The 14,150-nt window shown below is 58.0% G+C and carries 11 protein-coding genes; 6 read left to right on the top strand and 5 right to left on the bottom strand.

Features of this window, described 5'->3' with window-relative positions:
* Window positions 1-59: 59 nt before the first annotated feature.
* Window positions 60-482 carry a translesion error-prone DNA polymerase V autoproteolytic subunit gene (gene umuD, locus V2S86_RS04265; protein ID WP_330761376.1) on the bottom strand — a complete coding sequence of 141 codons (423 nt, stop codon included), beginning with the start codon at window positions 480-482 and terminating at the stop codon, window positions 60-62.
* Window positions 483-1,021: 539 nt separating this feature from the next.
* Here umuD and V2S86_RS04260 point away from each other — a divergent pair.
* On the top strand, window positions 1,022-1,642 hold the full coding sequence (locus V2S86_RS04260; protein ID WP_330761375.1) for a response regulator transcription factor: 621 nt from the start codon (window positions 1,022-1,024) through the stop codon (window positions 1,640-1,642).
* Between the two features lie 53 nt (window positions 1,643-1,695).
* Here the strand turns inward: V2S86_RS04260 and V2S86_RS04255 are convergent, their stop codons facing one another.
* The 4 genes from V2S86_RS04255 to V2S86_RS04240 are packed head-to-tail and all read right to left on the bottom strand — an operon-like array spanning window position 1,696 to window position 6,495.
* Window positions 1,696-2,517: an alpha/beta fold hydrolase gene (locus tag V2S86_RS04255; protein ID WP_330761374.1), complete on the bottom strand. Its 822-nt coding sequence runs from the start codon at window positions 2,515-2,517 to the stop codon at window positions 1,696-1,698.
* 51 nt (window positions 2,518-2,568) lie between these two features.
* Window positions 2,569-4,197 carry an MFS transporter gene (locus V2S86_RS04250; RefSeq protein WP_330761373.1) on the bottom strand — a complete coding sequence of 543 codons (1,629 nt, stop codon included), beginning with the start codon at window positions 4,195-4,197 and terminating at the stop codon, window positions 2,569-2,571.
* Complete coding sequence (locus tag V2S86_RS04245; RefSeq protein WP_330761372.1) at window positions 4,194-4,613, bottom strand: DoxX family protein; 420 nt, start codon at window positions 4,611-4,613, stop codon at window positions 4,194-4,196. Before V2S86_RS04245 ends, V2S86_RS04250 begins: the two co-directional genes overlap by 4 nt.
* 4 nt (window positions 4,614-4,617) lie before the next feature.
* Window positions 4,618-6,495 (bottom strand): amidohydrolase, encoded by a 1,878-nt coding sequence (locus V2S86_RS04240; protein ID WP_330761371.1) that lies wholly within the window; start codon window positions 6,493-6,495, stop codon window positions 4,618-4,620.
* A gap of 312 nt (window positions 6,496-6,807) precedes the next feature.
* Between V2S86_RS04240 and V2S86_RS04235 the strand changes: the two genes are divergently transcribed.
* From V2S86_RS04235 to V2S86_RS04215, 5 genes are read left to right on the top strand one after another with little or no spacing between them, the layout of a single operon-like run.
* Complete coding sequence (locus V2S86_RS04235) at window positions 6,808-7,494, top strand: hydrolase (protein ID WP_004946197.1); 687 nt, start codon at window positions 6,808-6,810, stop codon at window positions 7,492-7,494.
* Window positions 7,495-7,548: 54 nt separating this feature from the next.
* Complete coding sequence (locus V2S86_RS04230; RefSeq protein WP_330761370.1) at window positions 7,549-7,791, top strand: DUF1427 family protein; 243 nt, start codon at window positions 7,549-7,551, stop codon at window positions 7,789-7,791.
* A gap of 4 nt (window positions 7,792-7,795) precedes the next feature.
* The gene (locus V2S86_RS04225; protein ID WP_330761369.1) at window positions 7,796-8,062 is read left to right on the top strand and encodes a DUF1427 family protein; all 267 of its coding nucleotides are present in this window, start codon (window positions 7,796-7,798) and stop codon (window positions 8,060-8,062) included.
* Between the two features lie 26 nt (window positions 8,063-8,088).
* Window positions 8,089-8,472 carry a response regulator transcription factor gene (locus tag V2S86_RS04220; protein ID WP_330761368.1) on the top strand — a complete coding sequence of 128 codons (384 nt, stop codon included), beginning with the start codon at window positions 8,089-8,091 and terminating at the stop codon, window positions 8,470-8,472.
* A 30-nt stretch (window positions 8,473-8,502) separates the two neighbouring features.
* Entirely contained in the window at window positions 8,503-14,112 is a 5,610-nt protein-coding gene (locus V2S86_RS04215) for an ATP-binding sensor histidine kinase (RefSeq protein ID WP_330761367.1), read from the top strand.
* Window positions 14,113-14,150 lie beyond the last annotated feature (38 nt).

The following is a 14,150-nucleotide window of genomic DNA, read 5'->3' as shown; positions in this document are numbered from 1 at the left end:
GGCGGCTCAGCAGCCAAAAACGCCTCCCGGGGTTAGGCGTTATATGGCTTACCCCGCCCTCACAGCGCAGCATAAACAATAAAGGTGACCACGCCGAAGATCTCCAGCGCGTCGTCGTCACCGAAGACGATCGGCGAATAGGCCGGGTTCATCGGCAGCAGGCGCAGATCGGGATGGCGCTGCAGTTTCTTCACCGTGAACTCGCCGTCGATGGCGGCGATGACAATGTTCCCGTGCTCCGCCCGCAGTGAACTGTCGACGATCAGCAGATCGCCATCCTTGATGTTGCCTTCGACCATCGAATCGCCGCTGGCGCGCACAAAGTAAGTGGCGTTGGGGTGCCGCACCAGCAGTTTGCCGATATCCAGCCGGGCCTCCACATAATCCTGCGCCGGAGAAGGGAAACCGCAAGCCACGGGATCGGCAAACAGCGGCAATGCCGGCGTGGTTTTATTTTCTTCGCAAGCGGAAATATGCAGCATAATGAACAACCCTATTTAACTGTATTTTTATACAGTATCGCATAGGGTTTATAGCGTTCAAGTGGTTTCCCGGAGGGGCCAAGGAACCGATTGATGCCGTGGAGAATTTACCTGCCCTGGCTGGCCGACAGCTTATCTGCATTTTCGCTCTCAGGTATCAGTAAACACCTTTACGGCAAGAACACACTATAGCTATAATGACATGATTTTTCACAGAAAAACGGTCATTTTATTCTCAATTGGCCTATCGTTTCAGCCGGTCTGCTTACCGATGAGCAGACCTTCGCACTGAGATGATCGCTCTGTGTTCATCGTCTAAACTTCAATTCTTTATCTTTTTCGTTGGGGTGTGAACCCAGCCTGAATGGCCTGCGGGCGCAGAGCAGCCTGATTATCCTCCGCGATGTCTTCATTTTGACATCCGGATCGGGTTAATTAGGGGGTAGCATGAGCGCATTTGCCGGCCGAAGAACCGGCGGGCTGCGTGGGGTTCCCTTGGGTACATGCCCGGTTTCAGGGCGTAATTGCAGAGGCAAACTATGGAACATGTCGTTTATGTCGTCGATGATGACCATTCGGTCAGGCAATCTATTGTCAGGCTATTAAACTCTGCCGGCTACAATGCCGTTGATTTTGACTGCGCAGAGGCCTTTCTTGCACATACCTTTCCCGCCGTGCCCGGCTGCATCATTCTGGATATGCGCATGCCGAGCGGTGATGGTTTCGCGGTAACCGATGCGCTGAAAGCGAGCGGTCGGGAAATGCCGGTGATATTCCTTACCGGCTACGGCACCATCCCGCTGTCGGTGCAGGCGATGAAAGCCGGCGCGCATGAGTTTTTGACCAAACCCGTCGCTTCTGCCGACCTGCTGAAGGCGGTTCAGGAAGCCCTCAATCTGGCCGCGGAAAATTCAGATCAGTTGCGCGAGCATTATGAACTGAAACAGCGGCACCTCACGCTGACGCCGCGCGAACAGGAAGTGCTGGAGCTGACGATTAAAGGCTTGATGAATAAACAGATTGCCGCGGAACTGGGCGTCAGTGAAATTACGGTCAAGGTACATCGGCGCAGGGTGATGGATAAGATGCAGGTGCGTTCTCTCGCGGATTTGGTGCGTCATGCCGAGCGGTTAAATCTCAGTAAGTCCAAAGCATCCTGACAAATCGGCTCATGTGCAGGCATACAGGGATCCCCGCACATGAGCCATTTTGCTTAGCGAGCCTGCAAGAACGCCAGCAGATCGTCGTTTAACCGGTCCTGATGCGTTACGGCAAAGCCGTGAGGCGCATTGTCATACACCTTCAGTTCAGCGCCGGGGATCGTTTCGGCGGCCACTCTACCGGTGACATCAATAGGAACGATTTGATCGTTGCTGCCGTGGATCACCAGCGTAGGTACATCAATCTTCAGCATATCGTCACGGAAGTCGGTTTCCGAGAACGCAGTCACGCACTCAATGGTCCCCTTCAGCGATGCCAGCAGAGCAATGTTCAGGGTCTGGGTCAATACGCCTTCAGAGATCGTCTGGCCGGCATTGATGCCGTAAAAGGGCACGTTGAAATCGCTGATGAACTGGGCGCGATCTTTACGTAACCCATCGCGGATCCCTTCGAAAACGGACAACTCCACGCCTTGCGGATGCGTTTCGCTTTTGCCAAACATCGGCGTAACCGCGCCTAACAGCACCAGGCCAGCCACGCGCGCGCTGCCGTAGCGGCCGATATAGCGGGCCACATCGCCACCGCCCATGGAAAAGCCCACCAACGTGACGTCCTGCAGATCAAGCTGCGTGATCAGTTCATTGATGTCCGATGCGAAAGTGTCGTAGTCATAGCCGGTCCAGGGCTGTTCCGAACGGCCAAAACCGCGGCGGTCGAACGCAATGGCGCGGTAACCGCGTTCAGCCAGAAAGTTTAGCTGGCTGTCCCACATATCCGCGTCCAGCGGCCAGCCGTGACTGAACAGCACCGGCTTCCCCTTTCCCCAGTCTTTGTAGTAAATCTGCGTACCGTCGTTCGTTTTAATCGTGCTCATAACAGACCTCTTGGCAGTGGGTTTAATAAACTCAGAGACTGACGGCCCCGGTTACACCGGCGCCACCAGGTAACGGATCAGCGGCAGTGTTTCGCCCTGATGAAAGGCACAAATACGGTTTTGTATTTTCTGGTCATTGATGGTGTAACGCTCCTGCTGGCGCAGGTACTCCATCCAGGAACCGACCACAAACGTCTCGACGAAAACGCCGGGCTGAAGAACGTCCTCATACACCGACCAGTTGATGGCGCCACCGCGCCGCCTGACGCGCCGCATGTCCTGCATGCATACCGTGAAGGCGCGCGTATCCTCTGCTGCAATCAAATATTCATAGCTCACCATCACCGGCCCACGGTCATGACGCACATCCAGCTCGGGCGTGGCGCCATGTTCCGTACTGCTGTCCAGGTTCAGGTCGGGATCCTGATCCAGGCGCCAGCGGTAAACCGTGGTGCTGGCCAAAACCATGCCCAACGCGGCCACGCACAACGAGACAGGAATGCCATAATGCGAAGCCAACTGCCCCCAAATGGCGCTACCGGCGGTCATGGAGCCGAAGAAGACGGTCAGATACACCGCCAACGCGCGCGCTTTCACCCATTTCGCCGCGCTGCGCTGTGCGCCGAGGTTCAGCGTAGACAGCACCGCTATCCAGGAAAAGCCGGTGAAAAATTCAAACGCGTTGAGCAGCCAGACGTGACGGACAAACGCCAGCGCCAGCATCGTGACGGCAAACATCAGGCTTGCCAGCACCATCAGCCGATCCGGGTTGAAGGACTTACGCAAGCGGGGCAGCAACACGGCACCGAAAATCGCCCCTACGCCGATAAAGGCCAGCATGATCCCGTAACCGCCCGGGCCAAGCCCAAGTTCACGCCGCGCGACCAGCGGCAGCAACGCCCAGCCCGCACTGCCGAACGTGAAAAAGGCCACCGTACGGACCAGCACATTGCGCAAAACCGGTGCGGCATGCACATAGCGAAACCCGGCGCGCACGGCGGAGAAAAAGTGCTCTGGCGGCAGGCGCTGAACGCTCGGTTCCGCCTTCCAGCGGTAGAGCACCCAGGCCACGCCCAACACCGAGATGGCGTTGAGCAAAAACACCATCCAGGGGCCGGCGAAGGAAAGAATCAGCCCGCCCAACGCCGGGCCGATGGCGCGGCTGATGTTGATGCCCAATGAATTGAGCGCAATGGCCGGCCCCATCTCATCTTTGCTGACCAAATCAGGCACGATGGCCTGGAACGGCGGCGAGCTCATGGCCGCGCCGGCGCTCAGCAGGAAGGCCGCAACCAACAACACCCCAGGGGTGACGTGGCCCGTGACCGACAAGAGGGTCAGCCCGGCCGCGGCGATAAACACCCAGACCTGCGAAAACAGCAGGTATTTACGGCGATCGACAATATCCGCCATCACCCCGGAAGGCAGCGCAAACAGAAACATCGGCAAGCTGCTGGCCACCTGGACCATGGCGACGGACAGCGGATCGGCACTGAGCGTCAGCATGGTCCAGTTCACCCCAATATCGTTCATCCATGAACCGATATTGGAGACGACGGTGGCTATCCACAGCATGCGAAACACGCGTTGGCGCAGCGGTTGCCACGGCGATGCATTCCCCCCCGGCGGCTCTTTCAGCGCTTCAGCTGTGACGCTGTGAATATCATTAATCTGCGTCATAACGCCTTCTCCAGCGGCCTGCCTGCGCCGAGACGCCATTTACCCGGCCCGGTTATCGCCAGCGTGGTAAAGATGATCAGCAGCATCCAGCCGAACTGCCCTTCAGCGATGGACCAACCTGGGTGCACGAACAGCATCGCCACCAGCAGCACGCCGATAATGGGCAGACAGGCGAGACGCGTACCTACCCCCAGAATGATGAACACCGGGCAGACCACTTCCGCCAAAATGGCGGGCAACAGGCTCATGTAGGGCCCTAAGCCAAAAGGATCTTCGATGCGTGTCAGTTCTTCGCTGAAATTAAACACCTTCGGCAAACCGTGCACATGCAGCAAGAGCAGGCTGCCGGTCAGGCGCAGGAAGAACAGCCCCAGATCGATCCGGGGCGCGATGAAAAATGCAGATGACGTTTTCATGGGATTAAAACGCAAAGCAGCTGCAGCCGAGCGTGCCCCAGAATGCATTGTCATCTGCAACGGGTACGCTGGAACCGCGGGCAATATCATGATTGTGGGTATGCACCCCACAAGGGCCGCTGCAGTGATGCGCCTGTGACATCATGCCGACGCGCGCGTTCGCAACCGGCGGTGCGCTGCGATAGTGACCCGGCACCTTCACCACCGGCGACCAATCCGGCAACACCGGAATGGACGGCGGTGCGAGCGGCCCGAACGCGCCGGCGGCATAAACGATGTCGCCTCCGACCACCGTCAGCACGGATTCGATGCCCTTGATCTCCTCTTCAGGCACGCAGAAGTAGTCCTTGCTGAGCACGGCCATATCCGCCAGTTGGCCCGCTTTGATCTGCCCTTTCTTGCCCTGCTCGCTGGAGAACCAGGCGCTGCCCTGCGTCCACAGCATCAACGCGGTGTCGCGATCCAGACGCGCATTGGCGTCATACATCTGCATGCCGCCCACGGTGCGGCCGGAAACCAGCCAGTAAAGCGCCGTCCACGGGTTGTAGCTGGCCACGCGGGTCGCGTCCGTCCCCAGCCCCACCGGCACGCCGGTTTCCAACATGCGGGCCACCGGTGGCGTGTGGCGGGTAGCCTCAATGCCGTAACGCTCGGCGAAGTATTCGCCCTGGAAGGCCATGCGGTGCTGCACGGCGATGCCGCCGCCAAGCTCCTTGATACGATCGATGTTTTTCTGGGTCACGGTTTCTGCATGGTCAAAGAACCAGTGCAAGCCATTGAACGGGATCTCGCGGTTGACCTTTTCAAACACGTCCAGCATGCGGCTGATGGATTCGTTGTAGGTCGCATGCAGGCGGAACGGCCAGCGATGCTCGACCAGGTGGCGTACGACACGCTCCAGCTCGTCTTCCATGCCCGGCGCCAGATCCGGGCGCGGTTCCAGGAAGTCTTCGAAGTCCGCGGCGGAAAACACCAGCATTTCACCTGCGCCATTATGGCGGAAGAAGTCACTGCCCTGGCCTGGCGTCAGCATGTCGGTCCATTTTTCGAAATCTTCCAGTTCATGCCCCGGCCGCTGGGTAAACAGGTTGTAAGCGATGCGCAGCGTCATCTGCTTTTTCTCGTGCAGCTCGGCGATCACTTGATAGTCTTCCGGGTAATTTTGGAAGCCGCCGCCCGCATCGATGGCGCTGGTCAGGCCCAGACGGTTCAGTTCGCGCATGAACTGACGGGTCGAGTTCACCTGCTGTTCCAGCGGCAACTTCGGCCCTTTGGCCAGTGTGGCATAGAGGATCATGGCGTTAGGGCGCGCAATCAGCATGCCGGTCGGGTTGCCGTTGCTGTCGCGCTGAATTTCGCCGCCTGGCGGGTTGGGCGTATCTTTGGTATAGCCCACCACTCTCAGTGCGGCGCGATTGAGCAGCGCGCGATCGTAAAGATGAAGAATAAACACCGGCGTGTCCGGCGCGGCTTCGTTAATCTCATCCAGCGTCGGCATGCGGCGTTCGGCAAACTGGAACTCCGTCCAGCCGCCCACCACGCGCACCCATTGTGGCGATGGCGTGCGCAGTGCCTGATCTTTCAACATCCGCAAGGCATCCGCCAGTGACGGCACGCCTTCCCAGCGCAATTCGAGGTTGTAGTTCAGGCCACCGCGGATCAGGTGGAGGTGTGAGTCATTAAGCCCCGGCACCGCGGTGTGCCCCTTCAGATCCACCACTTTCGTGCCTTCGCAGTGGTGCTGCATCACGTCGGCGACGGTACCGACCTCGAGGAATTTGCCCTCGCGGATCGCCACGGCTTCCGCCAGTGGATTCTCGCGATCGACAGTATGAAACTGCCCGTTAACCAGTATCAAATCAGCTTTGCCCAGCGAAACCATAGATCCTCCTGTCTGTGACGTCCGGTTCAGGCGGAAAGCCGCCGGACACAACGTACGCGGCCCTTCAGAGCGACGCGAATTGAAAGGATTATGGAATAGGAATGAGAAAAGACCAGTTATACAAAGGGATAGATATACCAAAGTATAGGTATACGAAAGGTTAGTTATACCAACAGATAATAGTTTTGCCCCCGCCTCCCGCCTAACATTCAATCCGTTGATAGCGTTTACCACCCGGTAGCTTTCGGCTCTGTCGCTGCGCCAACGGCGTGACGACCTTGTTACTTTTAACCTCATCCCAAGGGTATTTTTATGACAACCTCTAAGCTCGAAGTCCTTACGCCTGCCAACTGTCAGATGATTTTTATCGACCACCAACCTCAGATGGCTTTTGGCGTGCAGTCGATTGACCGCCAGGTGCTGAAAAACAACACCGTTGCCCTGGCGAAAGCCGCAAAGGTATTCAACATTCCAACCCTCATCACAACCGTTGAAACCGAGAGCTTCTCTGGCAACACTTATCCGGAACTGCTGGACGTGTTCCCCGGCAAGGACATCCTAGAGCGGACCTCAATGAACTCGTGGGACGATCAGAAAGTGCGTGACGCGCTGGCCGCCAACGGCAAGAAAAAAGTGGTGGTTGCCGGCCTGTGGACCGAGGTCTGCAACAACAGCTTTGCTCTGTGCGCCATGCTGGAAGGCGACTATGAAATCTATATGGTGGCTGACGCATCGGGCGGCACCTCTAAAGAAGCGCACGATTATGCCATGCAGCGCATGATTCAGGCAGGCGTGATCCCGGTAACCTGGCAGCAGGTGATGCTGGAATGGCAGCGTGACTGGGCGCACAAAGAGACCTACAACGCGGTCATGGATATCGTGAAAGAGCATTCAGGCGCTTACGGCATGGGTGTGGATTATGCCTATACCATGGTGCACAAAGCGCCTTCTCGTCAGAAGAGCGAGCACCGCACTCTGGCACCGGTCGCCGCCCGCTAACCGCGGGAAGCCGGCCGGCGCAAAGCCCGGTCGGCTTCTTCACTGGAGATAATGATGAGCGCAGGATTGATTTCCCTTGCCGCCGGCGTGCTTATTGGCCTGATCTATGGGCTGCTTAAGGCCCGATCGCCGGCTCCCCCGGCACTGGCTCTGGTAGGGCTGCTGGGAATGCTGGCTGGAGAAAGTTTGATGGGACAGGTGCTGCAACCTGAACAGACCGCCAACGCTCAGCGTTGTCAGGCACAGCCCGGCGCGGCGGCCTCTTCCCCTGTAACCTGCTCTGCGAAAGGGGACTGATGAAATGAAAGCATGGTTTGTTTCGCTGGCAATCGGTCTTCTGGCCGGTATTATCTATGCTGCGTTGGATATTCATTCACCGGCTCCACCGGTTATTGCCCTGCTGGGCCTGTTGGGGATGCTGATCGGCGAACAGATCATCCCGGTCACCCGGCGGCTCATAAACCGACAGCCGCTGACGCTGACGTGGTTTCGCCATGAATGCGTCCCCAAAATATGCGGAACGCCACCGGCCAAGACTCAGACGACAACAGAGGACCCTCCGCTTTAGTAATGATTTGTCAGAGGAATTTCAGCATGATGCTGCCGCAGCGCATTGCCATTGTCGATGATGAACGTTCTGTCCGCAGCGGGTTGATCAACCTGCTGCAGTCGGACGGTTACACGACATACGCCTTTGAATCCGCAGAGGCGTTTTTAAACGAGAAAACCGCGCTGTCAGACGCTTCGTTGGTCATTATCGACATCAAGCTAAAAGGAATGGGTGGATTCGAGCTTTATGAAAAAATAAAGACTTACGCAACGCCGCCACCGGTGATATTTATATCCGGCCACGGTGATGAGAATATGCAACGGTTTGCCCTTAAACTCGGCGCCGTTGCTTTTTTGCGTAAGCCTATCGACATCGATACGCTCCTGGGCCTGATACAACACGCATTGAGAGGCGATAAAAACGCCTGATGACAAGACCGCTTCCTGCGAGAGACCCGAATGAATGACCCGCTGATACCGCCAGACCGGGCTGCCCTTCCTGATTTTCAGGATGGGCAGTTTTTTGCATTTAAGGACGATGTCATTTTTACCCCCTTGGTTCAGGAGGGTTGCATCGTCTGGATGAACGGGCGGCACCCATTTTCGAGCGGGGCTTTCATCCTCGCCACGGCGGTCAGCGATGAGGCGGAAGCGGACGCGACCCGGCTGCTGAAAAATGAATTCATCCTGCGCCCCTATCTGTCCGACGCCTGGGCGGTGAAACCCGCCGCCTGCACGCAGTATCGTGGCCGGTACGCGCTGGTTTATCCGTCTTTTGCCTTTGACTCCCTGGCCCGCATAACGGGGCAGCCGATGGCCTGCATTGCCGGCTTCCTGGAGCTGGCCATTCGGATATGCGCTCCGTTGCGTCAAATGCACAGGCACAATCTGATCCACGGCGATATCAAGCCGGGCAATATCTTTATCCAGGAAGATGCCTCATGCCGCCTTGCCGGGTTTGGTCTGACGACGGGCACTGCGGAAGAGTTAAAACAGACCCGCCTGCCGTTTTTTGGCGGCACGCTCGCCTATATGTCACCCGAACATACCTCGCGCACGCAAAGATCGGTGGACAGCCGCAGCGATCTCTACAGCCTTGGCATCGTCTTTTATGAGCTGCTGACCGGCTCTTTGCCCTTCGACCTCAGCGAAGGCGGCCTGGAAGAGTGGACGCATCACCATATCGCTTCAGAGCCACGTCCGCCTCATCTGCTGCGCGAACAGGTACCGGCCATGCTTTCAACCCTGGTCCTGCGGCTGTTGGCCAAGTCGCCCGATAACCGTTACCAGACGGTCGACGGGCTGGTCGCAGACCTGCGTCGCTGTCAGGCCACCTTGACCAGTGACAATGCCATCTTGCCCTTTCCGCCCGGGTTGCAGGATCGCGCACCTGAGTTTCATCTCGCCGATACGTTGTACACCCCACATCCGCAGGGTCGCGAGCTTATCGCCGCGTTCGACAAGGTTAATCAGAGCGGAACCCACACGCTTGCGGTCATCAGCGGGCCTTCTGGCATCGGTAAATCTTCGCTGATCGCCTCGGCGTTAAAAGAGCTGAAAAACCGGCGTACGCTGCTGGCCGTGGGTAAAGTCGACCAGTTCTCGTCGTCGCTGCCTTATGGCGCGCTGACCTCCGCCTTCCGGACGCTGACCCTGAAGTTGCTGGGGTTGCCGGCAGAAGATGTCGCGCTCTGGAAAACCCGCCTGGCGCGCACGCTGGACGGTTACGAAGGGTTGGCCATTAACCTGGTGCCGGAACTGGGTCTGTTGCTGGAGCGGAAATCCCGGCAGGCCCCCGACTCGCTGTCGACCGATGCCCGGGCCCGCTTTAATCTCATGATAGTCAGCCTGGTCAATACCTTTGCCACCCCCGGCTGTCCGCTGGTGTTGCTGATTGACGATATTCACTGGATCGATGCCGCCAGCTTGCAGGTGCTGGAATATCTGCTTAAAAACAGCGATGCGCTGCCGTTGTTGTTGGTGGTTGCCCTGCGCGATCCCTCTTCAACGGACAACCTTTCGGTGTCTGAGGCGCTGGGCAGGCTTCGCGATGCGGCTCAACGTAAAATCGACATCATACCGGCGCCGCTCTCGGTTAAAGCCGTCGCTCGCTGGCTGGCCGACGTCTTCCAGCGGCGCTCGACCGACACCCTCGACCTGGCTCGTCTGATACATGAAAAAACCGGCGGCAATCCGCTGTTCGTGCATGAGTTTTTCAAACGTATCGTCGATGACGGCCTGGTGACGCACAACAAGTATCAAGGCAAGTGGTATTACGACGTGCCGACCATTCAGGCACGCCATTACACCGAAAACGTCGTCGGCCTGGTATTGCAGCAACTGGAGAAAATGCCCGAAGAAACCCGCAAGCTGTTAGGCAGCCTGGCCTGCCTGGGTAGCAGCGGTGAGCTTGGCACCATCAGCCGCGTCCTGAACCTCTCCGATACGGATATCCGCTATCAATTGCACCCTGCGGTTATCGCCCAGTTGATTACCCTGTCCGCCGACACCTATACGTTCCCCCACGATCGCGTGCAGGAAGCGGCCTTCGCCCTGCTGGATGCCGGCGAGCGCGGGCATCTGCACCTCACGACGGCAAGCCTGCTGGCCGAAGCTTCACGCCAGGCAGCGGGCAATGAGATGCTGTTCCGCGCCATTCACCATGTGTCCGCAGCCATTGACTGCGTACAGCCGCCGCCACAGCGCAAAATGTTCCGTGAATTGAGCATGCTGGCGGCCCGGCGCGCGAAACGTTCCGGAGACTACCTCTCCGCACAGCGCTATCTGCAGACCGCCCGCGCGCTCGGCGGCCCCGCGTCTGATAGTGCGTCCGATTTCGCGCTGGAGCTGGAAGAGGCCGAATGCGCGTTTTTACTGGGTAACCTGGTCGCGGCGCGGCATTTGAGCGACCGGTTGCTGGGTTCGCCAGGCGGGTTGGCGGAAAAGATCTCCGCCGCCAATTTGCTGGCGGAAGTGCATATGCGCCAGTCGGATAACCCGCTGGCGCTGGAAACCGCATTATGCTGGCTGACGGTATCCGGCATTACGCTTAACCGGCACCCCGACGATGCGGAATGCGAGGCGGCCTGGAAAATGCTCCACGCCCGCATCGGTGAGAGCCCGGCCGCGATGTTCAATCAATTGCCGCTCATGGCTAACCTTGAAACGGAAGCCGTGATGAATTTGCTGGCCAATGCCAGCCTGTCCGCCAGCTTCATCAGCCCACGCCTGCACTTCATGTTGCTGTGCCAGATGCTGCATCTGACGCTGGAACACGGCATTACCGGTGCCTCAACGTCGGCGATGGGCTGGTTTGGCGTACTGATTGGTCACCGCTATGCCGAATATCGGTTGGGCTTCAAATACGCGGTGCTGGCCCGTGAACTCGTGACGCGCCACGGTTACAGCGTGTACGAAGCGAAAACGCTGCTGCCGCTCGATCAGTTGAGCGTCTGGACCCAGCCGCTCTCCTACACCACCGAATGCGCCAAAGCCTGCTTCACGGCGGCGGTGACGCACGGCGATCTGACCGTCGCCTCTTTTGCCGCCTGCCATCAGATCATTAACTTTTTAAGCCGCGGCGATCATCTCGATAACGTGCTGACCAGCATCGAACGGGGGCTGGCTTTCGTGCGGAAATCCCATTTTCCGGACGTTGAACGCATTATGTTGATCCAGCGGCATTATGTTGAGAATTTACGCACCGTATCCCCCGGATATTGGGGTGGCATTGATGCGCTGCCCGACTCGCTGCTGCCAACCGCGCCGGAACAGGCGCCGCAGCAAATGTCCACCATGATGTTCTGGTTCTGGCTGTATCGGGGGATGACGCATTTTGTCGCCGGCGAATATCCGCAGGCGGAAGAGTCGCTGGTGCAGGCCGAATTCTTTGCCTGGTCTGCGCCGGGGCATATCCACCTGCTGGATTTGCATCTGTACAGCGCGCTGACGTTAACCGCTCAACTGACGCCGGATACCTTCTCCGTCGAGCACCGGCGCAGGCTGCAAAAACACTACGACAACATCGCGCTTTGGGCGCGCATTAACCCAGGGACATTCGCCGACAAAGAGGCCCTGGTGTATGCGGAGATTGTCCGCCTTGACGGCATGAACAGCATTGCGCTCGAGCAGTATGAAAAAGCGGTGAGGCTCTCGCGGGACTCGGGGTTCAATCCCAGCAATGCGCTGGCTCATGAACTCGCGGGGCGCTTCGCGCTCAGTTGCGGCTATCATACGGCCGCAGATGCGCACGTTAGGGGCGCAATGGCGGCATGGGGGCGCGCAGGGGCGCAGGCCAAGGTAAATCAGCTGAAACAGGCTTATCCCCATCTGGTGTCCCCCGGCCAGGCAACGCCTTACGACACCATCGCCTTTGCCCAGAATGAAGAAATCCGCGATCTGCAAAGCGTCATCAAAGCATCGCGTGCCCTGTCTGAAGAGATCAATCTGGAACGGCTTATTCAGATACTGATGACGATGCTGCTGGAACGTGCCGGCGCCCAACGCGGCCTGTTGATTCGCGTATTGGATAACAACATTCCTGAAATCGAGGCAAGTGCCTATACCGGCAGCGACGGCGTCAGGGTACGGATTATAAAAGATGTGCCGATGGCCACCGACATGCCGCTGTCGGTACTGTCGGCCGTGATCCGCACCGGGCAAGAGATACGCACCGGAAAACCGGAAGAGTTCAGCCCCTTCTCGCAGGATCCTTACCTCGTGACTTCCGGCGCTGCCGTATTGTGCGTGCCGATGTTCAAGCAGGCGCGGCTGGTCGGCGTGTTGTATCTCGAAAACCGTTTAATGCCTGAAATCTTCACCGCCGAGCATTCGAAAGTGGTTAACCTGCTCGGCGCGCATGCTGCCGTGTCGCTTGAAACCGCAAGGCTGTATGCCGAATTGCTTGAAGAGAACATTCAGCGCCGGCGGGTGGAGAAAGAGCTCAGGTCAAGCCAGACCTCGCTGATGCTGGGCGAGCAGATCAGCCATACCGGCAGTTGGCGTTGGGAGCTGGAGCAGGACCTGATGTTCATGTCCGAAGAATATGCCCGTATTCTCGGCCTGCCCGAGAAGCAGAAAATGATTTCTATGGCCGAGTTCCTTACCTTCGTCCATCCGGACGACTATGCGCGAGTCAGCACCGTCGTCACCGACGGGGTGAGAGACGGGCTGCCCCTGCGGGCCGAGTTTCGCATCATGAGCGCGGATGGCGTTTGCCGCTACATATTGGGCATCGGCAACCCGGTCGGCGTGGGCACCGAGGTCTACGAATACTACGGCACCATCACCGACATCACCGCCCAGCGGCAGACGGAGGACGCCGTCAGGGTCGCCCAGGCCGAGCTGGCCCGCGTTTCCCGCGCGACCACCGTCGGCCAGTTGACCTCGTCCATTGCGCACGAGATCAATCAACCGCTGATGTCGATTGTTTCGAACGCCGGAGCAAGCCTGCGCTGGCTGAACCACGACCCTGTCCGGCATGACAATATTCGTACCGGGCTGGAGGAGATCATTGCGGAAGGCCAGCGCGCCGGTGAAATCATTCGCAGCCTGCAAACCCTGACGCGCAAGCAGGAACCGGTCTTTTCCCGTATCGATCTGCACTATCTTGTCCGCCATATCATGACCCTGTCACGTAGCGAAATCGAGCAGCGCCGCGTGGCGGTGGAGTATGAACTGAAAGCCGACGACAGCTTCATCTTTGGCGATAGCGTTCAGATTCAACAGGTATTGATTAACCTGGTGATGAACGCGATCGAGGCTCTGTCTGAAGTGAGCGATCGTACGCGAACGCTGAGGATAACCACGCTAAATCCCGACGACAAAACGGTCGAATTGCGTATCGCAGACAACGGAATCGGGCTGGATCCTGACGTCATGGAACGGGTTTTCGATTCTTTCTACACCACAAAAGCGCAGGGAATGGGCATGGGGTTGACCATCAGCCACGCCATTATTGAACGTCATCGGGGCACGCTGAAAGCGCAAGTGGCGGAACCCTGCGGCAGTTGCTTCAGTTTTGTGGTGCCAACTGCCGGCAATAATGAAGGTGCCATCAAGCCGCAATGATCACAGGAATTTGCGTGATCATCGGGTGACATCCCGGC

Source organism: Serratia sp. C2(1) (genome assembly GCF_036352655.1).
Classification (GTDB): domain Bacteria; phylum Pseudomonadota; class Gammaproteobacteria; order Enterobacterales; family Enterobacteriaceae; genus Serratia; species Serratia inhibens.
Note: the sequence above shows the minus strand (reverse complement) of the source record. Positions and strands in the feature narration are given on the sequence as shown.